Source organism: Mesorhizobium sp. CA15 (assembly GCF_020165215.1).
Classification (GTDB): Bacteria; Pseudomonadota; Alphaproteobacteria; order Rhizobiales; family Rhizobiaceae; genus Mesorhizobium.
The window spans coordinates 490,945-517,815 of record NZ_JAIUHQ010000001.1 but is presented as its reverse complement, the minus strand read 5'-3'; the positions used below and the strand labels follow the sequence as shown (position 1 = coordinate 517,815).

The following is a 26,871-nucleotide window of genomic DNA, read 5'->3' as shown; positions in this document are numbered from 1 at the left end:
GGCGCTTCCGCTCTCTCTACCCTATCTTCGGCTTTCTACCGGACGACAGAGGCATAGGCTGCCGGGCGCCCTTCGCGGGCTCAATCAAAAGAGCCGCAGCAGGGACCCCAAGGACGGTTGCCAAAGCATCCAACGTATCAATGGTGACGTTCTCTGAGCCGCGCTCAATGCGGCCGACATAGGATCGATCGATCTCTGCCGCCAATGCCAGCCGCTCTTGCGACAAACCCTGCTCTGCTCGGAGTTTGCGGAGATTCCAACCAATGATCTTGCGCACATTCATTGTGGGCAAGAAGGCAATACAAACGGCCTGACAATCGACGGACTGACAGTCTCTTATTTACTCGGGAGATTGTTTACGTCGCTGTCGATCGGTTGTCCTGAACCCTCGCGTAATCCGGACGCGGATGGGTGAGGGAACGTTAGTGTGATCCCAGTTTCCCTCTGGGAGGATGTAGGCGCTGAATGAACGAGCCAGTCGATGAGTTCGACTGACATCCTGCGATGGTCGAAAGCCTCCGCCCGAGCAACACCGGGAATCTCGATGGGCGGGATCATGCAACATTCCCGAACCACCGGATTTCGACCCTAGTCCGACATTGACAATTTTGTTCTGTTTCGGTCCGGTGCTGGCTTGAAAATAGGAATGTTTTCCTGTATCCTGACCCTGACCGGAGGGGGAACACCCGGGGGCTCCCGCGTAATGACGTCCCCAATTTCCCCCGGCGGCCAAGCCCGCGGCCGAATGGCCGCGTCTGACATAGGCCAACGACTTCAACAGGAAACTTGAACGCAGAACTGACCGGCAATAGCGCCGGTCAGAAAGGACCACTCGTGTCCAAGAGAGGGAGAGACCATGACGAATCACAAACCAGACATGCTCTTCGGGAAAGCCAATGACATCAGTCGGGCGCTCGACGAGACCGTCGTCAAGACTAGGCAGCTGAACGACGACCTCAGGAGCCGGCGTCTTGGTGGGACCATTGTCATCACCGCAGGCATAGGGGCGCTCGGTCCCTCGGCGATTAAGGACATCATCTCGGCCATCACCGCGTTCGATGCTTTCACTCCCGAGAACGATCCCTATGGCGAGCACGATTGCGCGGTCATGACGGTCAACGAGATCAAGATCGTCTGGAAGATCGACTACTACGACCTGACCCGCCGTTACCATTCCTCTGACCCGTCCGACCGAAACGTCACGTCGCGGGTGATGACAATCATGCGGGCCGACGAGTACTGACTCGCCCTTGCTGCCTCCACTGAACGTCGCTTGCCGCACCACGACAGGCGTATCGAAGCGACTGTCCAGAAACCGGAGGCGAAGGGCGATCTTGTTCCACGACGAATGTGCGCAGAAGGCAGTACAAACGGCTTGACAATAGACGGACTGACAGTCCCATATTTACGAGAGGGTTGGGCGATGACGATTTCGTATGATTGACAAGGCGACGGGCGGCTGAGGCGGCTTTGACTGCGGGATCGAAGCGCGTTCGGCGCCGGGGCGGTGGATGGTCTTGCTTGGTCATCGCAAAGAGGGGGTGAGCCAGTGGCAGAAATTATGTTTCAGAATAAAATTAGAGATATTGAAGAGATTGTCTTTCACTATAAGAACTCAATACGAAATTATGCCACGTTCTCGGGTCGCCTTAGCGGAAGAGGATTTTGGTATTTTTTCGGTGCCATAAACATAATTGTCATAGTCTCCCTCGCAGTCGATTCCATGCTAAGGACGGATATTTTTCTTAATCTTGCGGTTCTCTTTCACATCATTCCTTACTTTTCCGCGCTTGTGCGGCGTCTGCACGATGCGGGATACAGCACATGGGTCGTCATACCGTGCATCGTACCGCTGATCGCATTGATCTTCGCATTGATGGCTTCTGAGAAAGGGCCGAACGAATATGGATCTCCCCCTGTACCATTTTCGCCAAGGGCGCGCCAAAATCCAAACCCTATGCTCCAGCCCAAGCAGCCGCTCCAGGCTCATGCGAGGAATGGAGATTCCAAATCTGGCGAACCGCCGATCGAAAAGCTCGAGCGGCTAGCCGAGTTGCGAAACAAGGGCGCGATAACCGACGCCGAATTCGAAGAAATGAAGCGTCGCCTGCTGGGCGCCAACCCAGTCTAGGGCTCGGTTGCAAGCCGAAGATGATCGCGCCGGCACCGGCCAAAGGAGGGGTCCGTTGGGAAAAGCGGGTGATCAGGCGTGACGAGTGATTTTTCGTTCACTTGGATAGTTCGTCCAGTGCTTGATTGACGCGCGCACGCAGCAGCCGCTGCGCATTCCTTAGATCCATCGGCTTGGTCGGAGGTGGGATCTTGCCCTCGTGGTGCCGATGAAAGGCGTTCGCGGTTCGAGCGAAGCTAACCATCTCGTTGTCGTTTTTTCGGATGAACCCAGCGCGTTCAAGGCACTCCATCGCCTTGTAAAGTTCGAACCAGCCCGGCTCGCCAGCGCAGTAGTTGAGGGCATAAGTTAGCTCGCGGCTTTTCCTTGAAGCTGCATACCGGCTTTGGGCGGCGGTTGGTGCTGGAGGCGGCACAAGAATTTTGCCATCGTGGTCTCGAATGATTACCTGGAATTCGGCCGAACCTCCGCCGATGGAGAAATGTGCTGTTTCCACCCGCATGATCCGGTGACACACCAGTTTGCCGGCGCGCATTTCGGCGACACCGTCAAGTTCAACGGAGGATTTGCCGATTACGCCGGCGGCAAGTCCATTCAAGGTCCGAATTACGCCATCGCCCACGTTATAAGCAGATTTGATGGTGGTGGCCTCGTCCAACTCTGCTGCTTTGAGGATGAGAACTTCGCCGCCGGACTCATGCGACATGAGTTCGACACGAGGGTCGAACGGCGGTTTGAACAGTTTAAGCCACGCTTGTTCGTCCGAAGCGTCAGCCTTCAACAACAACCACATCGGGTCGAGCCTTAGGTTTGGGACTCCCCTTGCGACTACTTTGCCAACGCGACCGGATAGAGCTAGGCTCTCGCCTTGCGCTGCTTCGCCGGCTTTGCCGCAGGCTTCCGACCTAGCCCGCTAGACTTTGCGAGCGCCGACCGCTGAGCCGCGTAGTTCGGCGCCACCATCGGATAGTCCGACTTCAATCCCCACTTGGCGCGGTACTCGTCGGGGGTCAGCCCGTAGTGTACGCCGAGATGACGCTTTAGCGATTTGAACTTCTTTCCGTCCTCGAGGCAGACGATGTAGTCGGGGAACACTGACCGTTTCGGATTGACCGCGGGAATCTGTGCCGGCCTTTCGGTCTCGATCGGCTGTCCGAACTTGGAAAGCGAGAAGTTTACACTCTCGATAAGCTCCGGAAGAGACCCAACTGGCACTGCGTTTTTACTTACATAGGCAGAAACGATCGCTGCCGTTAGCTCAATTAGGTAGGCCGCGTCATTGTTGGTCGACATTCTAAATCCCTTTGCTGTCGGTAAGTAATTCTGCTCATAAACATTCTGTCGAAAAATGCTAGCTCTTCCGTCCTTCAGCACTTCGATGCTTCTGTCACGTTATGGATGAGGAGCGAAGATGGGGCAGGGTAGAATTGGAATCGATAAGGTCGATAATCCTTTGGCCAGTTGCATTGCTACGGTATTTTCCTTCCAGCGTCCCGATCAACCCGAAGCCCGCTACGACAAATCCACGACCGCGAAAAGGCTTGAGTGTGAAAGACCAATTTTACACTAATACGAATTCCCGGGTCACAGCCGCGATGCCGCGACACCAACGGTACACATCTACCCGACCGCCACGAAGCCAAGTCCGCTGCCATTTGTTTCAAGACTGCCATTATGGGCAGTCGGCGATGAAATCTCCATGGCTCACGATGATGCGCTGAAGGTTTGCGCCGCCGTCAGCCATTTCAAAACGCGGGCGCTAGGGCCTCCTTGTCTCTGAAAACATCCACTTATCCGCCCTCGGCTGGGATCGCGAGACCTCAACTCTGAGCGAGCGTGCCATCTGTACCCTGATCAAGATATTCATTCGGCATCCCGAGGTGACCGTGTACGCCGACGAAATTACGCACAGGCAACGACATCGACACTCCTGTTCCGACTATGGCGCTTGCGTGAATCACGAAGAAACACTTTCTTCTCGCGCCTTCACCGCGCCGAGATCGGGTGAGGGGTCTAAGCCAGAAGCCAGATATCGTTGGTAGAGATACTGCTGAAACTATTGCGCCGACTTCGACTAGCGCATAACCTTTGCAGTGTCGAATTTTGCTCAAGCGGTTGAGAAGGGGGGGTGCATCATGTCTGACAGCGAGAACGAGGCGAGTGGGCAGGTTAACGAAGAGGGGAATCGATCAGCCTTGTCGTTGCAGGATCTTCTCGATGCAGAATCAGAAGTGCTCAACCGCGTCGGTCGTATCTATGGTCCTGAGCGGACAATGGCTGGACACTACAGTTCAACCTATGGACATCGGTCGTCCGGAAGCCATAGTTCGCATACTAGCGCCAAGGTGGAGAACCCGCTCGACGATTGAGGTGTAGGGGTCAGCCTCAGGAGACAAACGAGCAGTGTTGTCAGATTTCCAAGTCGCGGCCGACCTTCTTCGGGCAGCGGCTTCCTGTAGATCGTTGCGACCGGCGGTCCTGCCGGAGATCGCCGCCTTCGCGAACGCAGCCAAACCGTCACTACGGTTCGTTGTCAGTTCTAGCGACGCTGCACGCCTGCAGGCGGCCTCGACGGGGCTGGGGATGGCTGTGCGGACGAAGCGTGTCTTCCTCGCGCCCAAGGGCAACGGCTGGAGTCAGGTCGTGTCCACTCCCACCAAGAGATGTCGGGACCTAATTGTCATCACCCGAGACAATAGCGCCGAGAGACTTCTCGATGCCGAGTTGCTCGACCCCATTCAAGCGGGGCTCTTACTCGGCTACCCGGAATGCTGCGTCCGAGCTGTCTCAGGGATTGCGGCCGCCTCCGACAAATGGGCCCTTCATCTTCTGAAAGATGCTGACAGGCCAATCAATGCCCGGCTAAATCGGTTTGCTGCAGAATGGGGAGGTATTGGCTTGATCGGAGAACTCTTCCCGTGTTCGCTCCATTGCTCAGTGGCGGTCGGTTACGCTGAGTCGCTATACCGTTCTACAGTCTCGCTCGGCCTCGATCGACTGGCAGAAGCCGCGAAATCCGATGCGCTTGCCAGTGTGGACGTTAGTGCAAGCGGCCGCATATCGCGGGCCAAGACCAAAGGTACGGTGGAGTTCTACTGGTGATCCCGCGACCTCTCAATGAGTTTATTGTCAAAGTTTCATCGCGTTGCAATCTGAACTGCGATTATTGTTACGAGTACAATCTCGGTGATGAGACCTGGAAATCCCAACCTAAGCTGATGAGTGAGCAGACGGCTCGCGCTCTCGGGAGGAGGATCGCCGAACATGCCGGTCGCCACGCCTTGCCCAGCGTGTTCGTATCGCTTCACGGTGGCGAAGTCCTCTTGCTTGGCCCCAAGAAGCTCGATGCGATTTGCCGAATTTTGAACGATGAGATCGCGCCTGTCGCAGAAGTCCAATTCAGCATGCAAACGAATGCGACGCTCCTCGACGAGCGCTTTGTCGAGGTGATTCGGAGGCACCACATTGCAGTCAGCGTCAGTATCGACGGCGCCCGCGCAGTTCACGATCGACACCGCATCGATCACCGCGGCCGAGGCACCTTCGACCGCGTCGTGCGCGGGATCGAGTTGCTGCGGCAATACGCGCCCGAGTATTTCACCGGCCTACTCGCGGTCATCGATGTGGCTAATGACCCGGTGGGCGCTTTAGATGCAGTAGCCTCACATGGCGTCGAGTTTGTCGACTTTTTATTGCCACATCATAACTGGGACTCGGCGCCGCCGCGTCCGAACGGCGATCCCATCGCCTACGGGCGCTGGTATTGGGACCTTTACAAGGCCTGGACCTCGGACAGGCACCCGCACATACAGGTGAGGTTCTTGGCTAACATCGTTAGCCAGCTTGCCGGTGGCATTTCGATCTTCGAAGAAATGACGCTGGCTCCCGCAACACTGATTACCGTCGCGACCGACGGCGGTTTGGAGGCGGTGGATAGCGTCAAGAGCACGGCCAGCGGAATCCAGCAGATTGGACTCAACGTTAACACGGATAGTTTCGACGCTGCATTGGACGATCCGCTCATCAGCATCCGTCAAGCCGGCGAGGCCCAGCTCTGCTCGGAGTGTCGTGCCTGCGTGTTCAAGAATGAGTGCGCTGGAGGCTACTTCCCGCACCGATGGGGCCGTGGCAACCATTTCAATAATCCCAGTGTCTATTGCTCTGATCTTTTCTGGCTTGTCTCGCAAATTAGGGACGATCTCGCTGCGCGCAGGAGGAAACGTGAAGCTCTACTCCATCGCGCGACCAACTGATCTTGCGCGCGTTACCGCGCTCAGATTTCGAAAGTCGATTTCAGAGGCCGTGGATAGCTATGCCGACCTGATTTCACGACGACTGGATCGCGCGTTCAGCGAAGCCGTTCAAGGCCTTGCCGAAACCGCGCCCGACACGCCTGCGACACGCGCGTGGATGCATACAATAAGATATCTGGCGCAGCCGGGCGTTCGGGAGCAACCGGTGCCGGACGCGTTCTCGCTGGGTCATCTCGAAGCTGACGGGCCGGACCCTGGCAGACTCTTCGAACTGCTTTGCTGGGAGGGCGTGGGGGCCACCTTTCATATTGGTGCGAGTTGCGATGTTGAGCTTCCCAGCGCGCCACCTCGCTTGCTTTCGGTCGGTGTAGAGGGCGCCTTTGTCGTGGGAGAACCCTGGCCCACATCGGGTCGCTGGAAGTTGACTGCAGCTGCCGATATATCGTTGATCGGGCCGGATTTTGTTGGTGCCTCGTCTTCTGACCTTTTCTGGAAGCCAAATGTTCGTGTCGCGGGTGTGGGGATTGATGCATGCGTCCCTCTGAACACCGCGGCTCTAATCAATCGGGATTTTCAGGAGTTCCCGATGGTCCGCTCTTGGGGTTACTCGGTCACGTGGGCCCCGGTCCTGAAGCGTGCCGCAGACGCAATCAGTGATTACTCGCCGCCGGCGGCAGAATGCGTGAAGGAGTTCGTGCGATGCGCGGTCCCCTTAGTCGCGGGGAAGGAAGTGATTGGCAGCGCAAGTCGTGAACAGGCACTTGGGCTTGTGTTCCTTCCTGCTACTTCACGGCCCGACCAACTGACGGAATGCCTGTTGCACGAGGCTATGCACCAATACCTCTTCCGCATAGAGGAGTGCGGCCCCCTGTTTACGATCGACAATGATGTCAGTGAAAAATACTATTCACCCTGGCGAACTGATGCGCGTCCGCTGCGCATGACTTTGCACGGGGCTTTCGTCTTTGCTGCCGTCGCCGACCTTTATCTGTGGAAGGACGCCCCGCAGATTTTTCAACTCGACCGGCGAGAATGCATCCGCCGCGCCTATCACAGGGCGAAACAAGTGCGGCAGGCCTTGGCAACCGTACTCGGTAATGCAAGCCTCACCAGGTTCGGACAGATCGTTGTTGAGGCTATCGAATACGATCTTGGAGCAATTCTAGATGCGGCCGTGCCATCCAATGCCGATCGGTTGGCAGTTGATGCCGAGTTAACGGAGCACAGCGAGCGCTATGTCGCTTACTCCCGCTGAGCTCGTGCAAGCTCACGCGAGGGCACATTCGCTCTCGGTGTTGCGACGTGCGCTGACGCGAACCTGTGATGACTCTGTCTCCCTACGCTCCCTAAAGGTGAGCGTTGTAGAACAGGCCTGCCTTGATCCAGCGTTCCGCACTTGGGCTGCGGAGATGTCCCTTAGCGACAGTGCTCCCGACCCAGGTATCGCACTGCGCATTATTTCTCATGCGCGCGACGCGAACGAGTGCGCGAACATTCTACCGGTGACGAGATCTTTGAAACGCATCATCGGTCGCAGTCGGGAGGAGCAACTCGTTGCTGATCCGCAGGTAGTTAGAGCAGCATGGATGGCTGCTGAACACTTGCTAGGTCAACTGCATCTTCATAGGCTCCTCTCAGTCGTTCAGGCTGTTGATCTTATCGCTGGACTACACGGGCCACGCGGAGAAATCAGGGCCTTATCGAGTTTGCAGTTCCCTGGGTTTGCTGCCATCGGCGTAGAGAATCCACCGCTTATCCTCGCAGAGCAAGCTGTGCACGAATCGCTGCATGTGACGCTCGCTGCGCGGATTGCGCTGGATACAGATCTCAAACCCCTCACCGACGAGCGGGTCGGCGTCCTTTCGCCTTTCACCAGTTCGGTGCGGACTATCGAGCGTGTCTCACACGGAATCCTCAGTTATGCAGCCGTTCGCCAGTTGTGGCGCGCAGTTGCCAAAGCGACTACACCCGAGCTCTGGATGGAGTTGCCAGATCGCGGGAAGGCTCGTGAGCTCGTGGCTCGCCGCCTTCGCACGCTCGACGCCCGTCTCGCTTTGGCGATGATCTGTCTCTTTGACGCAGCAGGGGTAGAAGTCTGTAACCTCATACGCGACCTGGCTGTGGACTTGATGGAGACGGAGCTCGAGTCCCCGGCAAGGGCAGTTTCCGCTCGCCGCGAAGTCGTCACAGCTGCCGGATATTCCACGAAGCCGGTTGGTCTCGACGCCATCCAGCGTGCAGAACTTGACATGGCCGAACGCGGCGACAAGGTCTCGCGTATTACTCTGCCGTTTGCCGAGATATCAAAAGACGGTTTCGCCCTCGTCTCGACGTTGAGTGTCGCTGCCTCTAGTTGGGTCATCCGGTCGATCCCCGACCCAAGACTCGGGCAGTTTAGCAATGTTTCCGGTGACGCAGCGCATATCTTGGACGCCGATTCCAAAAGCGAGGTTCACCTGTATCTCCATAGGGATCCGTCACTTGCTCGGGAGGCCGCGCTTCTCGACAGCGACGACCGTGCTGGCGAGTTACTAGGTATCCCGGCTTGCTGCTGCGAATGGTTCTCTCGTGAGTGGCCGGCCGCACGCGAGGTAGGCGGCGACGTCTTTGCCGTGATGGTTAGAAAGGTCGCCCGTGAAGGTCGTGCGATCGTCGCGTCTGAATGCGATGCCTCCGCGATGTATAGGGGTGGAGGGCTCTGCTGGCATTTCCCCTGCTCGCCATCTTGTCGCGAGACCGTCCGCATCGTCCGAGAACGCAAGGTGCGTTTGATGAAATCGAATCCCGGTTTGCTGATGGAACTCGAAAGGGCCTATCGATCCACCATCACTATTCTCGAGGATGGGACTTATCTCGATCGTTCAACGAGTAGGCAAAATGCCGTGATCGTCCAATTCGAATAGATTGTGACGCTCCACGCTCATCGGGCACTTAAGGCCAACGATGGGCAACATCGATATTCAAGTGCGGGCGCCTTCGTCAGTCTCGCCGGCTTCCGCGAGGTCGGCCCCTTCCTTTTTCTCGCTTGCAAGATATCTGTCCAAGGGGTCTATAAGATGATCGTAGCGCTCGATACCGTCTCTCCTGTCGAGTTCAGAAAGCGTCATCACAGGTAGAGAATTCCTCTTTGCCTTGGTGGATTTGGAGTTCAAGTTGTCCTCGTGTCGTCAGGGTTTGTCAGACTGACCGTCTAATTGGACCGTCCACGGTGCGAACGAACCAGAAACGGGTACCGTGCAGGTAGTGCGTATATTGCGAGGTTGTAGGCCCAACATATCGATTCACTAGATGGCGATAGATATGGTACCTTCTCCGGTCTATTGCTTCGAAGTAGAACCTATACGGTCGCACACGCCAGACCCATTCGGTTGTAAGTGACGCCACATGCCGCAGGACGGGAAATGCATTCCGGTAGTAGCCGCTACCGTTGAACTGCGTGCCTTCGTCATCCCAGTCTTCCCACGAACTGCCTGAATAGCTCTTCAACCGTGTGCTCCCGCCAATTATGCGAAACGTAACGGGGCCGCCGGTGGTTGCTGAGAACTCATACGATAAGCCATCAATGGTGAAGCGATGGATACAGCGTCCACGCCCTTCCCTAGAAATTGGTGTCAAAGCTGCGCTCCAACTCCTCAAGTTCGCTCCTGTGCTCCCGCCAATATTTGGCAAAGCTTACTACTCCCGTCTCCTTCATCAACCGGTCGATCTCAGCACGAACAGTTGGTTTAAGGCTGTTCATCCAGGCCGTAGCATCTTCCGGCAATTGGGGGGCGGGGGTCTTAACCATGATGATGTCTACTCCGATGGCAATCCACGTCAGCGGCTGCCAATGATAATGGCTCGTCAGGACGATGCCAAATGCGAGCGGTGGAACGTACGCAGCCCTCTCTTTGCTGTGGTTGGCGAAGTTCTGGTTGTCGTTGAACCCATCTCACATCTCATGTAGTCGTAATATGATGGGCTTGCCGAGCTGCTCTCTGGTTCGGACTGAGTGGTTGGGAGGGGAGAGCCTTGAGTGGGACAAGACATAATTGCAACGTCTGCGGGGAATTGTTGCCAAAGGTCTACCTGCATAGGGAATCGGCCAATACGCTTTCTGGCCGACTTGGGTGGGGATGGGCTGTCAGTCGGGGTGGCTCAGCTAAGAAGAAGGCTAGGAGAATTTCTTACAACTCGCGGAGAAATGTCTCCCGGTATTCTGATCAATACACCTGTGTTATATGCCTTTTTCATCGAGAGCCTCGAAAATTTAAGAAGCTTGGTTATTGCATAGAGGCCAAAGAACTTTTGCTAATACGTGTAGAGGGAGAAAAGACGGCTCGTCGAGTTCCAGAAAATGGCAAGAGATTACCCGAATTTTCTAATTTTGGACGCAGAACCGGAGCGCCGATTGAACGGGGTATAATGGGTACGCTGAGGAATAAGCCGCAGCTACCAATTTTGCGAGGGGGCGAAGAAGGTGAATACCATTGCTTAATCACTGCCGAGTCAGTGACAGAGGGTGTTCCTGAAAAATCGGTAAAAGAGGCTCCTCCTTCTGAAAGTGAGATCATGTTACATGAAATGATTTTATTGTCGAGGCAGCGTATATTTCCGCATCGCCGCCATTTGACGATATCTATACTCACATGCGGGTGTTGGATTCCGGTATACCTTCTAGCGCATGCGTTTCGGAACCATTTTAAATAACGCGGTGCTTTTCGAATTGACGGATTTGCTTTCGACCCGCCGGGAAGTGCGAAGCTCTAGGACGTTGGACAGCCGACTGCCATCGCTCGCGTCGGATCAAGATCGCGAGGAGAGGTTCAGTGTAAAAACCCAATTTCACACTTAGCCGTTTGTCGAGAGCGCACGGGATGAACGCGAAACAACTGAAGATGAGCATCGCGCTTCTGCCGGGGACGGCAGTGCCCAGATGATTCTGCATCTCGAACGCTTAAGGGGGCTCTCGTAGAAACCAGACGACGTCGTCGAACGCGTGAAGATGCAGACTGATGCTCCGCCAACGATCTTCCACAGATCGCCATTGACGCGCCACCTAAGTTCCCCTGTAACAGCGCGATGAGCATATTTGACAACATCAAATCTGGCGCACGAATCAAGGGACTCGAGCCTGCAACTATTGCAGAAGTCGTTTCGGTCACCAAGTTCGGGCCCGATGCGATCAATCTCGTGTTCCGCACAGGAGGAAAAGTCGCGGAGCGCCTGATTTATCGTGGTGAAGAGACAGGATTCGAGATTCTTGCTCCGGGCAACACGTATACGTTCAATGCAGACGCGGGGCTACTGAAACTCGCGTCGGAAGCCTATCGGATCCGGCTCGCTCATCTTTTCGATCCTTACCTGGCGGTCAGCGCTTCTCAGATTGAGGCGCTGCCCCATCAGATCACTGCTGTGTATGGCGAGATGCTGCCGCGGCAGCCCCTGCGTTTCCTGCTGGCAGACGATCCAGGCGCCGGCAAGACCGTCATGGCTGGTCTCCTCATCAAGGAACTTCTCATACGCGGCGACCTGGAGCGATGTCTGATCGTGGCACCAGGCAGTCTGGTAGAGCAATGGCAGGAGGAGATGGCCGAGAAGTTCGCCCTCCATTTCGACCTACTCACGCGTGACCAGATCGAGGCCTCCGTAACGGGGAATCCTTTCGTCGAGGACAACCGACTGATTCTCCGGCTCGACATGGCCGCACGCTCCGACGAGCTAAAGTCGAAGCTCGAAGCTGCTGCCGACTGGGACCTGATCATCTGTGACGAAGCGCATCGGATGGCCGCCTCCTATTTCGGCGGTGAGGTAAAGGAAACCCAGCGCCACAAGTTCGGCAAGCTCCTCGGAACCCGAACCCGCAATTTCCTTCTGATGTCTGCCACGCCGCACAACGGCAAGGAAGCCGATTTCCAGCTCTTCATGGGGCTGCTGGACGCGGACAGGTTTGAGGGGCGCTTCAGGGAAGGTGTCCACAAGGCCGATGTGTCCGACATGATGCGCCGGCTCACCAAGGAAGAACTCTACCGTTTCGATGGCACTCCGCTGTTCCCCGAGCGCCGCGCCTACACAGCCAGTTATGAACTGTCGCCGACTGAGGGGGATCTGTACCAGGCAGTCACGACCTATGTGCGGGAAGAGATGAATCGCGCGGACCGCACGGGCGATGACAAACGACGTTCGAGCGTCGGCTTCGCCCTTCAGATTCTGCAGCGCCGTTTGGCTTCGTCCCCCGCGGCAATCCATCGGTCCTTGGAACGGCGCCGCAATCGCCTTGAGGAGCGATTGCGGGAGGAAAAGCTGATGCGGCAGACGGGCTCCGCTCGGTTGGCTGCGGGTCCGAGCCTGCCTTCCTATGACCCTGACGACGCCGACGACGTTCCGGGTGTTGAGGCAGAGGCCGCCGAAGACCAGATCGTGGACCAGGCCACTGCGGCTGCAACGCTCGCGGAGTTGGAGACCGAAATCGCGATCCTGTCCGACCTGGAGAAGCGTGCACTGCGCCTCAAGCTATCGGGCCAAGACACCAAGTGGCGGCAGCTGGAATCGATCCTCGACGAGCCGATGATGGTCGACCCGATGAGCGGCGCCCGGCGCAAGGTGCTGATCTTCACGGAGCCCAAGGACACGCTCGAATATCTGCAGCAGAAGATTGCCGCAAGCATCGGCGATCCGGCCGCGGTGGTCGTGATCCACGGCGGCATCGCCCGCGAGGCGCGCCGGGCTGCGATCGCGGCGTTCAATTCGGATCCCGTGGTTCGGGTCATGATCGCCAACGACGCAGCTGGCGAGGGTGTCAACCTCCAGCGTGGCGCGCATCTAATGGTCAACTACGATCTGCCATGGAACCCGAACCGCCTGGAGCAGCGCTTCGGTCGCATCCATCGCATCGGCCAGACTGAGGTCTGCCATCTGTGGAATCTGGTTGCAGCGAACACCCGTGAGGGCGAGGTCTATCGCCGGCTGCTGGAGAAACTGGAAGAGGCACGCACGGCGCTAGGCGGCCGCGTCTACGATGTCCTCGGTGAGCTGTTCGAGGGACAGGCTCTCCGCGACCTCTTGGTCGCCGCGATCCGTTACGGAGACCGGCCGGAAAAGAAGGCCGAGCTGTTCCGCAAGGTAGAAGGCGCGGTCGATGTCGAAGCCATCGAGAAACTAGTCGCGGATCGGAAACTCACCTCGGAAGGAATGTCAGCAGCGGCCGTCGCGGAAATCCGCGAACAGATGGAACGGGCCGCGGCGCGACGCCTCCAGCCGCACTTCATCGGTGGGTTTTTCCGTGAGGCGTTCATAATGCTCGGAGGTCGGATTGCGGAGCGTGAGAAGGGCCGATATGAGATCCTGCGGGTCCCCTCCATTCTCAAGGAACGCGACCGGCTGATCGGCCGCTCCGATCCCGTCCTCGACCGCTACGCGCGGATCACCTTTGACAAAGCCTTCATTGTCGGCCAGCCGCAGGCCGAGCTCGTGGCTCCGGGCCATCCGCTCCTCGAATTCTTGGTCGATGTCATTCTCGAAAGGTTTCAGCCGCTCCTTGCCGAGGGCGCGGTGCTCGTCGACGATACCGATGAAGGATTGGAGCCGCGGCTGCTCGTCTATCTGGAACATGCTATTCGGGACGGGCGCACCGGCCGGTCCGGCGAACCACGCGCGATATCGCAGCGCCTGCAGTTCTTGTTCCTGAAGCCGGACGGGATGGCGATCGACGGTGGACCGGCGCCTTATCTCGACTGCAGGCCCGCGACCGAGGAGGAACTGAAGCTGGCTGCCGACCAGATTGCCGCTCCCTGGTTGTCCGGGAATATCGAAGAGCAGGCGCTCGGGTTCGCGGTGCGCACCTTGGTGCCCGAACATCTGAGAGAAGTCCGCGTCCGGAGAGTAGCGGAGATCGACAAGATTGACCGCGAGGTCCGTGCGCGCCTGAATCGCGAGATCAACTATTGGGATGCTCGTGCGGCACGGCTGCGTGAGGAGGAGCGCGCCGGCAAGGAGCAGCGCCTCAACGCCCAGAACGCAGAGGCGATGGCGGCTCGGCTCGTCGAGCGCCTGCATCTCAGGCAGTCAGAGCTCGAGCGTGAGCGGCAGATTTCAGCTCTCCCGCCGGTCCTCAAGGGCGCGGCGCTCGTCATTCCGGGTGGTCTGCTACGGGCGAAACAGCCTGCGCCTCCTACCACGCCATCGGAATTTGCCGAGGATCCGATTCAACGCGCCGAAAGTGAGCGCTTGGCCATGGAAGCGGTATTCGAAGCCGAGCGTGCGCTTGGACACGAGCCGCGGGACGTGTCCGCCGAGAAGAAGGGCTGGGACATCGAGAGTCGACACGGCAATACTGGCCGCCTCCGCTTTATCGAAGTGAAGGGCCGTCATTCGGACGGTCGCGAAGTAATCCTGACCAAGAACGAAATCCTGGCCTCGCTCAATGCGGCTGACGCTTTCATCCTCGCCATTGTGCGGATCGACGCAGGATTTGTGCGCAAGCCTGTTTATGTCCGGAAGTTTTTCAACAGGGAACTGGGGTTTGCCGAGACGGCAGTGGTGTTCAACGTCGCCGATCTGCTATCGATCGGCACCGGGCCGAACTGAGGCCCCGATTCCTTGGAGGATTCCGTGAACGCGTAAGCCGAACCGGCCGCCCAACAGGGAGAGCATGAAGGTTTCGGTATGATGACAACGGCTCCGCGTAAGAAGCTCATCGAGGTCTCGATCCCGCTCGAGGCCATCAACAAGGCGTCGGCGCGGGAAAAGTCTATCCGACACGGACATCCTTCGACACTGCATCTTTGGTGGGCGCGGCGGCCATTGGCGGCTTGCCGCGCGGTGCTGTTCGCCCAGCTCGTCGATGATCCGTCCTCCTGGCCTGAGAAGTTCGGCCACGACGAGGAAAAGATCGAGGCCGAGCGTCGACGGCTGCACAAGGTCATTGAGGAAATGGTCCCTTGGGAGGCGTCGAACGACGAGCACATCCTGAATGGAGCGCGTTGGGAGATTGCGCGCTCAGTCGCTTGGGGGCTAGGCGAAGAACCGCCGGCCAAGAGCGACGGTAAGGCGCTTCTTGCCTATCTGCAGGAGAAGGCGCCTCCGGTCTACGATCCCTTCTCGGGCGGCGGCTCAATCCCACTGGAGGCTCAGCGACTGGGTCTGCGCGCCTATGGTTCGGACCTCAACCCTGTCGCGGTATTGATCGGCAAGGCTTTGGTGGAGATCCCGCCGAAATTCGCTGGCCTTCCGCCCGTCAATCCGAAAAGCCAAGCGGAGCTAAAACGCGGCGGACGTTGGAACGGAAGGGGTGCCCAAGGCCTTGCCGAGGATGTGCGCTACTATGGCCGGTGGATGCGTGACGAAGCTGAAAAGCGCATCGGCCATTTCTATCCAAAGACGAAGCTGGAGGATGGTTCCGAGGCGACGGTTATTGCATGGCTGTGGGCGCGCACTGTGCGTTCGCCTGATCCGGCTGCCAAGGGCGCAATGGTGCCGCTAGTCTCCTCCTTCATGCTGTCTACGAAGGAAGGTAAGAAGGCATGGGTCGAGCCCGTGCTCGACCCGGCAGAGCCAGATGGCTGGCGTTTCGAGGTAAAGACCGGAAAGCTGGATAAGGCGGATGAGGATCGGCTAAAACTCGGCACCAAGGCAGGCAAAGGACAGGGCTTTGTCTGTCTACTCACTGGTTCGACTATTGAACGGAGCTACGCTCAAGCTGAAGGTAAATCCGATAGACTAGGCTCAAAGCTTATGGCCGTCATAATGGAGGGCGATCGTAGGCGAATCTATCTTGCCCCGGCCACGGCTGACGAGCAGCTTGCACGATCCGCAGGCGCGTATCCTGTCGTCAGTGAGGCCCGCGCCTCCTTTCTTTCACCGGAGACGCCAACGCGAGCACTAATCACCGGCGGTGTGTGCTCAGCCTATGGGCTTCGCACCTGGGGGCATCTTTTTACCGATCGTCAGATTCTAGCGCTCGTGACACTTAACAAGCTTGTCGAAGAGGCACGTCAAGTAGTGGGGTCAGATGCCAAGAACGTTGGAGCTTTGGCTGACGCTAACGGATATGCCGACGCAGTGGCGACGTACCTCGCACTAAGTGCCAGTCGGCAAGTTAATCGCAGCTGCACGCTAAATTTCTGGGACAATACTAGCCAAAAGATACAGCAAGTATTTGGCCGACAGGCTTTTGCAATGACATGGGATTTTGTAGAGACGAATATTTTTAGTAATTCTACTGGAAATTTCTTAGATCAGCTTGAATTTCCTGCAAAATCAATAGAGAGCTGGGTGAATGGAACCAGTCAATGCTATATAGAGCAACTAGATGCTGCTAAGAATAACTATCCGGTAAGACCCGTTGTCGTTTCAACCGATCCTCCATACTATGATAACATAGGTTATGCGACACTGTCGGATTTCTTCTATGTTTGGCTAAGGGTTTCGCTCGGAGGCATCTGGCCTGATCTCTTTCGAAGGCTCACTACTCCGAAGGACCAGGAGCTGGTTGCTACACCTTTTCGACACGGTGGGAAGGCTGAGGCTGAAGCGTTTTTCATGAAAGGCATAGGCAATGCGCTCATCGCCATTCGTGGCGCTGCAACAAATGATGTCCCCATAGCAATCTACTACGCATTCAAACAGTCAGAGGCTTCGGACGATGGGATAAGTTCGGCCGGATGGGCATCTTTCCTTCAAGGGGTTGTGGATGCGGGGCTGCTGATTGATGGCACTTGGCCTGTAAGAACGGAACTTACGGGTAACCTGAAGGGCAAGATCAATGCCCTGGCATCCTCAATCGTGCTCGTTTGCCGCAAACGCTCTGACACTTCCCAGACGGTGGACCGCGCAGGCTTTACGGCAGCGCTGCGTCGCGAACTCCCCGACGCCATTGCCAAGATCCGCGCCGCTGGCGTTGGCCCCGTCGACATGCAGCAATCGGTGATCGGTCCGGGTATGGGTGTTTTCACGAGGTTCTCGGAGGTGCTGGAGGATGACGATAGCGCCATGTCGGTGAAAACCGCGCTATCCGTTATCAACCGCGTCTGGGAGGAGATCGACAACGAAATTCTCGCCACCTTCGATGCCGAAACTCAGGTTGCGCTCGCTTGGTTCGCCTCCTATGGCTTAGATCCGCGCTCGTCCGGCGAACTGATTATGCTCGCCAATGCCAAAAACACCTCGACCGATGCGTTGTTCGACTCAGAAGTCTTTATCGATTTGAGGGGTAAAACTGCACTGAAGCCGCGCGACGAACTGAGCCCGAGTTGGTCGCCTCGAAAGGACAGACGCCTGACCGTTTGGGAATGCGTGCAGCATACGGCGCGCGCGCTTGACCTGAAGAACGAGCAAGGTGGTGCCCAGGCTGCTGCGCAGCTTGTCGCCGAGATGGGACCGAAAGCGACGGACGCTCGCGCGCTGCTGGACCGATTGTTCCAGATCGCGACCGACAAGGGCTGGGCGGCGGAGGCGCTGGTCTACAACCAGCTCGCGGAGGAATGGCCGCATCTCGTCGACCGCGCGGCGAACATTTCCGACGAACTGAAACCGACCGAAATGGGAGACCTGTTCGCGTAGCGACCGTTACGATGATGCTCGGGCGCGGGGGAGAACGCCATGGGCTGCAATGCCTGGAATCATCCGAAGAATTGTAGTTGCGGCTGGGGCGGCGTCTGGCACGGCAATACGCCGTATGGCAGCGGGCGGGGCGCAGCGCCGCCAAAGCCCGTAGAGCGGAGCTATCCTCGGGCGTTGCCACTCTCCATGCGCAGCGCCTCCCTCGACCTGCGCAGCCTGACCGTTCCCAATGCTCGGTGTCCCGTCTGCGGGATGTCGGTGTTCTTCTACAGGAATTCCCATGGCAGCCGCGTGTTCTTCGACGATCTCGGGCCTCCATGGCCCAAGCATCCCTGCACGGACACGAGCACTTGGCGTGAGAACAGATCAACGCAGATCACCGCTCCAGCCAAGAAGCCCAAGCACCGCGCGGACTGGCTCGGCCGCTGGCTTCCCTTCCTAATCGTTGGCTCCAGCAGACAGCAGCTCGATCTGCTGGGTATTGGAGACGGCAAGTCGATAACGCTGCGCCTCGATCGGGATTATCGGGGTTGCGCGGTCAATGTCGCCTATTTGCGAAGGGACCAATCCGGCAAGCTCGATGTGTCTATTCTCAGTGAGACGGGCGCACCGGAAACGTTCGCTGGGACAAGAATAAAGCAACCGGGCGCGAAGACACTGACAGGTTTCCTGCTCTATTGTCAGCGCGAACGCGAGATATGCAGGGCGATCGACGCCCGGCGTGAGCTTGCAGAGATCAAAGCTAACCGTCATTCCAACAGGAAGACGAACGGCAGACTGAACGGTTGAGAGGAAAAACGAGCGTGACACGCGAAAAGGATACCCTCAGGCGCGTCCAGGATGGATTATTCCATCTGCAGAAGGCGATCCAGCCGTTCATTGCCGAGCGCATGGAAGCCAAGTTCGGCAAGCGCTGGATCATGTATGCGAGCAAAGCTCAGGGGTCGAGCCAGCTCGATCCGCTGGACGTCTACGGCCTGCTGAAGACCATGATCGATCAGTGGCGAGACGCGTTTGATGACGCCTTCGCTCGCAATGAAAAATTCAAGGTTCGAAACTTCCTCTCGACGGCTTTCGACGCTCGCAACGCCACGGCTCATCTTGCCCTCCCGCTCATGGATGCCGAGGCGCTTCGATATCTCGACGCGATGGTCTGTCTCGCCCGGGCTGTGAAGGGACCTAAGAAGGAAGTCGATGAGCTTGAGCGGCTGTATGAGGCCCAACGTCGCGATGGAGTAACTGCGCCCGAAGGGGTCGCACCCACAGCCGCTCCCGCGCAACAGCCCCAGGCCGGCACGCTGTCGCTCGGTCTCGAAGACACGGCGGCGTCCGGCGGAAGTTCTCGCCCGTGGATCGAGGTTGCCTTTCCGCATCCGGATGTGCTGGCCAACCGATACAAACAGTCGGAATTCGCTGCCGACCTCGCCGCCGTGGACATGGGGCAAGCGAGCGAAGATTACGCGACGCCAGAAAATTTCTTCCGCATTACCTTCCTGACGGAGGGCTTGCAGCGCGTGGTGCGCACCGGCTTGGAGCGGCTGACTGGTGCCGGCGGCGATCCTGTTCTCGGTCTCCAGACTTCTTTCGGCGGTGGCAAGACGCACACGATGTTGGCGCTCTATCACCTCGCTAATGCAACTGATCTCAGAGTGCTCAAGGGCGTTGCCGAACTCGCCGAGACGCTCGGTATCAAGAATTGGCCCCGGATCAAGACCGCTGTGTTCGTAGGCACCGCAAAGGGAGTGGATTCTTCGCTGGTGCTGAGCAACGGGCCGAAGGTCCGAACTCTATGGGGCTACATCGCCTGGCGGCTGGCGGGCGATGATGGACTTGCGCTGGTTCGAGAGGCGGAGGATGCCGGCACCAATCCCGGGTCGGAACTCATGGTCGAGGTCTTCCGAAAGGCGGGATCGAGCCTGATCCTGCTCGATGAGGTGGTCGCATTCGCGCGCCAGCTTCCGGATGACCGCTTCGAGGCATTTCTGTCCTTTATCCAGTCGCTCACCGAAGCCGCCAAGATGGTTCCCGACGTCCTTGTGGTCGGTTCCTTGCCGGAAAGCGCGCAAGAAGCCGGCGGCGCAAAAGGACTAGAGGCGCTGCAGCGCCTGGAAAAGGTCTTCGGCCGCACCGGGTCCCCCTGGCTCGCGGCACACGGCAACGAGACCTACGAGATCGTGCGCCGCCGGCTCTTCCAGGAACTGGACAGTGAAGGCGAAAAGGCGCGGGACGAGACGGTTAAAGCCTTCCACGGACTATACAAAAGCAATCCAGGGGAGTTTCCAGCCCACGTGCGCGAGCAGCGCTACGCCGACTTACTACGTCTCTCCTATCCTATTCACCCCGAGCTCTTCGAGCGTCTCTCCAAGGATTGGTCGAGCCTGCCAAACTTTCAGCGCACCCGTGGCGTGCTGCGGTTCATGGCCAATGTCGTGAGCGTTTTGTGGCAGCAGCGGGCTCGTGACCCCCTGATCCTCCCCGCCCGTGTGCCGATTGCTGATGAGCGGGTAAAGGCCTCTGTCATTTATCCACTCGATCCGGCCTACTCGGCGGTGGTGGACAGCGAGGTCGACGGAGACGGATCCTTGCCGTCACGGATGGAAGCCGTCACCACGCGCCGCATCTCGCAGACGCGCGCCGCCACTCGTTCGGCGCGCGCCGTTTTCCTGTGCTCGGCGCCGACAGTAGGTCAACCCCATCATGGTGTCACTGGGCAAGGAATTCGACTTGCCTCCGCCGAGCCCGGCGACCAGCTGGCTATTTTCGGTGAAGCGCTCCGAGAACTGCATGAGCGGGCGACCTACCTCTACGAGGATGCCGGACGCTATTGGTTTTCCACTCAGCCGACCCTTAACCGTCTGGCCGACGAGCGCGCGAAGGCCTTGCCGCCCCACGGAGTCGACGCTGAGATCGTTCGGGTGCTTATGACCGAGGCAAACCAGCGCGGCGGGACAGGGTTCGCAAAGATTTACGCGGCGCCCGATGACCCTAGCGCTGTGGATGAAGCGAACGCGCTTTCCCTCGTCATCTTCGGTCCCAGTCACGTCCATAGCCGCGGAGCTGCCTTCTCGGCGGCAGTCGATCAGGCGACTAGTGCTCTTACCCGCTGTCGTACGTCGCAACGCAGATACAGAAACACTCTGGTTTTTTCCGCTCCGGACGAAGCAGCTCTAGAAACCGCCCGGGAGGTGGTCCGAAAAGCGCTGGCGTGGAAATCAATAGAGAAGGAAGCCGATAAAGGTGACCTTCGCAAGCAGCTCACTCAAGGCCAGATAGATGATGTAAAGGACCGGGCCAAGACGAGCGGAGACGCAGCCGAGAAGGCCATCCGGTCGGCCTGGACTCACATCCTCTACGCAGAAAAAGATGAAGCGGCGCTTGATGGTCGTCCTTTCGAGATTGCACAGACGACATTGCTGTCGCGCGAGCGCCCGTCAATCGCAGCTTCCGTGTACGAGAAGCTTTCATCGCGCGGTGACAGCATCATCAAGGATACGCTCGGCCCAAGAATGCTGATGGCGAAGCTGGCGAGCTTGTGGCCCGAACACGTCGATTTCCTGCCAATTGCCGATCTGAAGGAGTGGTTCGCCTCCTATGTCTACCTGCCGAAGCTGCGCGATCCGGCCGTGCTGGAGAGCGCGATTGCAGAAGGCGTTTCTACCTCTGATCCATTGTTTGGGTACGCGGATCGATATGATGAGGCAGTGGGAAGGTACGTGGGGCTGATCTTCGGCAAGCTCGCTCCTACGGTATTTCCTGCGAAGGGGGTCATTATTCGCAAGGAAGTCGCCGCCGAGGCTTCGCTCCCGTCTGACAACAAGGGAACCGCGGCGCCAACGCTGGGATCGAACGAACCTAGTAACCTTGGTGTTGGTGCCTATCAAACGACCCAGCCAACCAACCGCAAGCCGCGGCGCTTCTTCGGCACGGTCGAGATCGACACCGTGCGTCCTATCAAGTCATTTGAGACGATCGTAAATGCAGTAGTGGCCGAGCTGCAACGCCATCCGGGCGCCAAGGTTACGCTAACGCTGGATATTCAGGCTACCCACGAAGAGGGATTCGATGACAACGATGTCGGCGTGATCAGGGATAATACCAGGCAGCTGAAATTCAGGGTAGATTCGACCGGTTTCGACGATTAGTTTTTTTAGGGGCCGCCTGAACTCTTTGTTTTCAAGGTTGATACGTACGGATCATCCCTCAACGTAAAACACCATTTTCACACTGAGAGGTTCTCCAGACGTGAACTCGCTGTACTATTCTAGCCTTAAAACTAGGTCACTTCCCACTGGTTGCTGTTATTGTCAAACCGTGATGCGAGTGGGCTGAATGGGGAGGGGACGTGTCTAGCGTTTATGTGAGCAGTCGAACATTGAACCGAGTGGAGGAGGTTATGACCGACCTCGTCCTATGTGAACTGGCCGGCACAGAGCCTGAGTTTATCGTGGGTCTAGCTCACCATCTCGGGCTGGATGACACCTATCCAGTGCGATCAGTACGGCGGAGTGTTCATGAAAGCTCTCTCGGAGAAACAGATGTGGAGATCGTATTCGCAAACCAAGGGACGAGCCTAGCGGTCCTGATTGAAAACAAGATCCGCGCAACTAGGATGATCCGCCAATTTGAAAGATACCGGCTGCGTGGTGAAGAGGGTATCGCGAAATCCCTTTGGGACAAATTTCTCGTCGTTCTCGCGGCACCTCAAGGATACATCGACTCGTTGCCTTTACAGGAAAGGGAGCTTCTAGACGGGTGTCTGTCATACGAATGGATCGCCGATTGGCTTGAAGGTCACAATAGAGATCGGCACGCGTTCAAAATCCACATATTGCGCGAAGCGATCTTTGACTCTCACGCCGGCTACGTGAAGAAGCGCGACACGTGTATGACGGCGTTCCACCAAGGCGTGTACAAGATCGCAAATTCGGAGTTCCCAGGATTAAGGATGGCATGGGTCGACAAGGCTGGGCACGACGATTCTATCATTCATCTTCCTCATGCATTGCCAAGACGTGGCGACAAGCTCCTTCTGAAAGCAAAGATGGGAACGGCGGAGTTGCGCGTCGACACGAGAGATCCGATTGGTGCCGAAAGCGCTCTTCGTGAACTCATTGATCCGGGTTGGCGGACGACAATTGCAAAGAGTTATGCCGGCGTTGAGATCCCTGTCGCACATGTTGATCCGACCTTGGATTTCGTCGAAGTCGAACCGCACGTACGTCATTTTCTAGGGGCGCTTATCAAGCTTCAGGAATTTTACCTTCGGAGAGAGGTAGCGGAAGCAATTGAGGCAAACCGCGGCATGCGACGACCGTAGTATGGTCTCTGGGATGGCGATCGTTTCAGTTAGCGGACTGGAGGAGAAGGTTTGTTCAGCGGTTCATGCAGCTAGGAGATGGGGCAAGTTCACGGCCCCTGCCTCGTTGAAGATCAATCCATGGCATTGCTCTGCCGCCGATCGAGGCTGGGACAGAGAGAACGTAGCGAAGCCGAGCCGAGTATCAAGTGTACCAGCTATGTGGTGTGTGGCGATCAAACCTGCCTCTCGACCTAGCATATTGTGATGGGGGTAGAGCAGCATAAGGCGATCGCATCGATAGACGTGAGCATAAGCCATTAACTGATAAACATCCGCTTGGCTCACGCCGTGCTTCTGATCATCAATTTCGCTACTCAATCTTTTCCATTTTGTGTCGATGATAAGCACAGGGTTACCGTCACGAGAGACTATGATATCAGGGCGAGTCAAAAACGAGCGCCTCCCGCTATGGTAGTCGGTCAACGCGTGATCCGTTGGGCCTTGCAAAGAGACGGCATATTTCGTTTTTGAAAGCGCCTGCCTGACCTTACGACCGACGAACTCCTCGAAAAGAGTGTGCATTTCGAAGAGAAGCGAGAAACCTCGACCTTCTCCGCCGCTGGTATTTTGGTAGCGTCGACCAAGGAGTAGTTTGGCTAATTCTAGTGGCTGCGCCCAGGCGCGATTTGTCCTGTCAATCGCGACACGATCCCACGGCAATTGGGCCACGGGAACCGTAGAGATTTCTGAGAATGCGAAAGCGAGCTCCGCCAATCGTCGTTGATTGAGGGGCGATCTCGCGATGCTAGAGAGACGCGAGAGCGCGGCCTTCATTATCCTGTTAAGGGCGATATCGGGACTCAACTCGTCGAACCGACAAGCAAGCTTCTGTGGAGTGACGGACAACGTCGTGAATTGCCGCTTGAGGACGAGCCGACCACGGATAGCTGCGAGGTCATCTTCGTGTTCGACATATTGTCTTGGCATACCGCGGTGCAGCGCTTTGAACAGCTGATCGCAGAAGAGGCGAATAAGGATCTCGAGCAGATCGTCTTTCTGCCAATCAAGATCCGTGATGGCTCCGTCCGCGATTTCGAGATCGATGACAGCTGCAAGCATATGGATGAGGCTGCGACGCGTAGCGCCATCACTATCGGCCCCATCTATTTTGGGGAGAATCTCTAATGTGACTCCCGGGGCCGCCAACATTCCGACCACCTGTTGCGCCCGCAGCCGATGAGGATGATTAGTCAGGATACATTCGCCATCTTGACCGCCCAATGGATTGGTTCGACTAAGTTCCAGGAGCCTATCGGCGACTGTGCGGGTGAACTCTCCCTCACCAGATCGGTCGATTGGGAGGTATCCCCATTCGCGAATGGTTCGTCTAATCATGCCTAGAGCTGTTTGTATGCGGCCAAAGCAAATGCTGGCTGTAGCGTGTAGCGCCAGCGGTCATTGCCAAAATCGCCGTTGTTGCCACTAACCGGGGCTATCTTGCGGCGTCTGACGAACCCACCATCGTCGACGTTTTCTGCTAGGACGAGGCGAATTTTCTCCCAATCCTCATAGAAATATTCACCTAGGAGTGGGATGACCTTGGTTCGCATTACGTCGTCGAGATCCGCTTTGGACCGACAGCCCATGAAATAGGCATGTCCGATTTGATGCTCACGATCAAAAAGGCTCTCAATCCTTTCATTCAAATTGGACAGAACGGCACTGACGTTTATCCCGTCGAGGTTTGTGGGCAGTAGCTCGGGTTGAGGCATCATTTCGCGAAACTGAAAACGCCGCCTCAGTGCTGTATCCAACAGGGCGATCGATCGATCTGCGGTGTTCATCGTTCCAACGATATGCAGATTAATCGGCACTCCGAAACTCTTCCCGGAATAGGGTAGTGTGACTTTGAGTTCGTTATTCGCCCCGACTCGCTTGTCCGGTTCGATAAGGGTGATCAATTCCCCGAATACCTTAGAGATGTTAGCCCGATTGATCTCGTCGATCACCAAGACGTACGGTTCCGGCGTGCCGCCCGAAACATTGTCTCCGCTGCTTGCGACCAGCTGTTCTAGCGCGGGCCAACGGATCGCCTCTGAGTCCAACTGATAAAGCGACTGACGTCGAAACATCTTTCCGTAGATCAGATCCCGCTGTTGGCTTTCGTTCCCGTGCCACAGCCATCGGACGGTGCGACGGTGTGGATGGTAGTCGGCGTTCTTATCAAAGTAGTAAGGCCCACTAACCTGTGCGATCGCCCGAAACTTGTGCGCACCATCGGAGATGACCACGAGATCACCGTCTCGCATCAATCGGCGCAAGGCGTTCAGCTGTTCTATGTTTGGATCCTTGCCGGTTGCCTCCGGATGGTCGCGTTGCCACCGGTTCTTGATGGCCTCAAAGGATTCATATTCTTGGCCGGCCCAGTCGATATCTCCTCCCCAGCCCAGCGCGATAAAGCCGCCGTCAAGACTATCCTGTAGATATAGGTCGCCTTCCTCGCTCCAACTCCGGCCAAGAGCCATCTTGAAGACCTTTGTGGAGCCATCCATGGTTGGGGCATTGGAGGATCGGCCGCGGTTTTGTCCTGCCATCTCGGCGATGCGCCTGAAAATTCCTGGATGGACTTTGAGCCCGAAACCAGCGCTTGCAGTTGGCCCGTCCTCCGCTCCATCCATCGACGGTGTTTCAGGACGAAGCCCTTCGACAAAATCCTCGTACGAATATGACTGGTGAAATGTGACGAACGCGATGCGACCTCGCTCGACAAGCTCACAATATCTTGTCATGACGCTTCCTCGGTCCTGTGGAAGCAGGCCGTCGCATAGGTTCACAGCAGCGTTTGCCGTTTCGAACGTTTTTCCGGTACCTGGTGGGCCATAGAGGATAAGGTTAGTGGGAGCCACGGCGCTCATCGTCTGATCATTCTTTCCGTTTTGACTGTCATCCGATGCATCGCCAGGTACGAAGCCCCTCTCATACCAATCCAGAAACTGCGGCAGCTGTAGAGCTTCATTGATTCTGACGCTAACAACCGCCTTCGGAAAACCCTGTCTTCGATACTCATCCGACGGATTGTTCTTTAGCCTGGGGGGCAGGTTGGAGTGCCTTCCTTTTTCCGCGGAGTAGTGTTGCAATTCGGCGACTGGAGGGTCGAGCTGCCTATCACTCTGCTCGATCCAGAGCTGCACCTTTTCGATGTCCTTCTGCAACGCGATCGATCGGCCGTCTCGCAAGGAGAAAGCAACCATCTTATCGGTCTCCAGTATTGGCGACCCGTAGCGCTCCCGTAGCGCGGCCTCAGCTACATCCACGTTCAGAACAGCAGGGATAAGTTCGTAAAAGAACTCGGTGGTGGAGCTGTTACTTGGTCCGACTGTCCTGAGAAGGCGAGCGCGCGATGCCTCAAGAAGTTTGTTGCCCCCAAGCACGCTGCACACTGCAGGGTGGGCGTTGTCGAGACGCATGTCGCGGTGGACATCACCAGCACGTATTCTCAATGTCTGCCCGGGGTTTGCGCGGGCCTTCGAGAAGTACTCTCGAAGTACGAATTCCCGAATGTCGTCGGCTTGGGTCATCAAAGGCAGCCGCTCGTTTGGGAATTAGCGATGTCACAGGTCGCCCCCGAAGGACCGGTCTCAAAGGCCGCT

At 57.1% G+C, this 26,871-nt stretch carries 18 protein-coding genes; 11 read left to right on the top strand and 7 right to left on the bottom strand.

Features of this window, described 5'->3' with window-relative positions:
- Nucleotides 1–16 precede the first annotated feature (16 nt).
- The gene (locus LB515_RS02525; RefSeq protein ID WP_224706653.1) at nt 17–283 is read right to left on the bottom strand and encodes a helix-turn-helix domain-containing protein; all 267 of its coding nucleotides are present in this window, start codon (nt 281–283) and stop codon (nt 17–19) included.
- 573 nt (nt 284–856) lie between these two features.
- On the opposite strand from LB515_RS02525, the gene LB515_RS02520 reads away from it, so the two are divergent.
- Together LB515_RS02520 and LB515_RS02515 are read left to right on the top strand one after the other, a co-directional pair.
- The gene (locus tag LB515_RS02520; RefSeq protein ID WP_224706652.1) at nt 857–1,243 is read left to right on the top strand and encodes a DUF3768 domain-containing protein; all 387 of its coding nucleotides are present in this window, start codon (nt 857–859) and stop codon (nt 1,241–1,243) included.
- Nucleotides 1,244–1,549: 306 nt separating this feature from the next.
- On the top strand, nt 1,550–2,131 hold the full coding sequence (locus LB515_RS02515; RefSeq protein ID WP_224706651.1) for a DUF805 domain-containing protein: 582 nt from the start codon (nt 1,550–1,552) through the stop codon (nt 2,129–2,131).
- 97 nt (nt 2,132–2,228) lie between these two features.
- Here the strand turns inward: LB515_RS02515 and LB515_RS02510 are convergent, their stop codons facing one another.
- Together LB515_RS02510 and LB515_RS02505 are read right to left on the bottom strand one after the other, a co-directional pair.
- Entirely contained in the window at nt 2,229–2,924 is a 696-nt protein-coding gene (locus LB515_RS02510; RefSeq protein ID WP_224706650.1) for a hypothetical protein, read from the bottom strand.
- Between the two features lie 62 nt (nt 2,925–2,986).
- A complete protein-coding gene (locus LB515_RS02505) occupies nt 2,987–3,424 on the bottom strand; it encodes a MucR family transcriptional regulator (RefSeq protein WP_224706649.1) in 438 nt (145 codons plus the stop codon).
- 1,110 nt (nt 3,425–4,534) lie between these two features.
- On the opposite strand from LB515_RS02505, the gene LB515_RS02500 reads away from it, so the two are divergent.
- The 4 genes from LB515_RS02500 (at nt 4,535) to LB515_RS02485 (ending at nt 9,287) form a co-directional block, all read left to right on the top strand.
- Nucleotides 4,535–5,233, top strand: coding sequence for a DUF483 domain-containing protein (locus LB515_RS02500; protein ID WP_224706648.1), 699 nt, complete (start codon nt 4,535–4,537; stop codon nt 5,231–5,233).
- Entirely contained in the window at nt 5,230–6,384 is a 1,155-nt protein-coding gene (locus LB515_RS02495; RefSeq protein ID WP_224706647.1) for an FxsB family cyclophane-forming radical SAM/SPASM peptide maturase, read from the top strand. The genes LB515_RS02500 and LB515_RS02495 overlap by 4 nt, the downstream gene beginning before the upstream one ends.
- Nucleotides 6,353–7,639, top strand: coding sequence for an aKG-HExxH-type peptide beta-hydroxylase (locus LB515_RS28240; protein WP_224706646.1), 1,287 nt, complete (start codon nt 6,353–6,355; stop codon nt 7,637–7,639). Before LB515_RS02495 ends, LB515_RS28240 begins: the two co-directional genes overlap by 32 nt.
- A 154-nt stretch (nt 7,640–7,793) precedes the next feature.
- Nucleotides 7,794–9,287 carry an aKG-HExxH-type peptide beta-hydroxylase gene (locus tag LB515_RS02485; protein WP_224706645.1) on the top strand — a complete coding sequence of 498 codons (1,494 nt, stop codon included), beginning with the start codon at nt 7,794–7,796 and terminating at the stop codon, nt 9,285–9,287.
- A gap of 57 nt (nt 9,288–9,344) precedes the next feature.
- On the opposite strand, the gene LB515_RS02480 is transcribed toward LB515_RS02485, so the two are convergent.
- Both LB515_RS02480 and LB515_RS02475 read right to left on the bottom strand, forming a co-directional pair.
- A complete protein-coding gene (locus tag LB515_RS02480; RefSeq protein ID WP_224706644.1) occupies nt 9,345–9,536 on the bottom strand; it encodes a hypothetical protein in 192 nt (63 codons plus the stop codon).
- 446 nt (nt 9,537–9,982) lie between these two features.
- Nucleotides 9,983–10,171, bottom strand: coding sequence for a hypothetical protein (locus LB515_RS02475; RefSeq protein ID WP_224706643.1), 189 nt, complete (start codon nt 10,169–10,171; stop codon nt 9,983–9,985).
- Between the two features lie 1,274 nt (nt 10,172–11,445).
- Between LB515_RS02475 and LB515_RS02470 the strand changes: the two genes are divergently transcribed.
- The 5 genes from LB515_RS02470 (at nt 11,446) to LB515_RS02450 (ending at nt 23,239) form a co-directional block, all read left to right on the top strand.
- Nucleotides 11,446–14,949: a helicase-related protein gene (locus LB515_RS02470; RefSeq protein ID WP_224706642.1), complete on the top strand. Its 3,504-nt coding sequence runs from the start codon at nt 11,446–11,448 to the stop codon at nt 14,947–14,949.
- Nucleotides 14,950–15,027: 78 nt separating this feature from the next.
- Nucleotides 15,028–17,922: a DUF1156 domain-containing protein gene (locus tag LB515_RS02465; RefSeq protein WP_224706641.1), complete on the top strand. Its 2,895-nt coding sequence runs from the start codon at nt 15,028–15,030 to the stop codon at nt 17,920–17,922.
- A 39-nt stretch (nt 17,923–17,961) separates the two neighbouring features.
- Nucleotides 17,962–18,711, top strand: coding sequence for a hypothetical protein (locus LB515_RS02460; protein ID WP_224706640.1), 750 nt, complete (start codon nt 17,962–17,964; stop codon nt 18,709–18,711).
- Nucleotides 18,712–18,725: 14 nt separating this feature from the next.
- Nucleotides 18,726–22,064 carry a DUF499 domain-containing protein gene (locus tag LB515_RS02455; RefSeq protein WP_224706639.1) on the top strand — a complete coding sequence of 1,113 codons (3,339 nt, stop codon included), beginning with the start codon at nt 18,726–18,728 and terminating at the stop codon, nt 22,062–22,064.
- Nucleotides 22,065–22,315: 251 nt separating this feature from the next.
- Nucleotides 22,316–23,239, top strand: coding sequence for a PD-(D/E)XK nuclease family protein (locus LB515_RS02450; protein WP_224706638.1), 924 nt, complete (start codon nt 22,316–22,318; stop codon nt 23,237–23,239).
- 63 nt (nt 23,240–23,302) lie between these two features.
- Here LB515_RS02450 and LB515_RS02445 read toward each other — a convergent pair whose 3' ends face one another.
- Both LB515_RS02445 and LB515_RS02440 read right to left on the bottom strand, forming a co-directional pair.
- Nucleotides 23,303–24,616: an McrC family protein gene (locus LB515_RS02445; protein ID WP_224706637.1), complete on the bottom strand. Its 1,314-nt coding sequence runs from the start codon at nt 24,614–24,616 to the stop codon at nt 23,303–23,305.
- 2 nt (nt 24,617–24,618) lie between these two features.
- A complete protein-coding gene (locus LB515_RS02440) occupies nt 24,619–26,799 on the bottom strand; it encodes an AAA family ATPase (RefSeq protein ID WP_224706636.1) in 2,181 nt (726 codons plus the stop codon).
- Between the last annotated feature and the right edge of the window lie 72 nt (nt 26,800–26,871).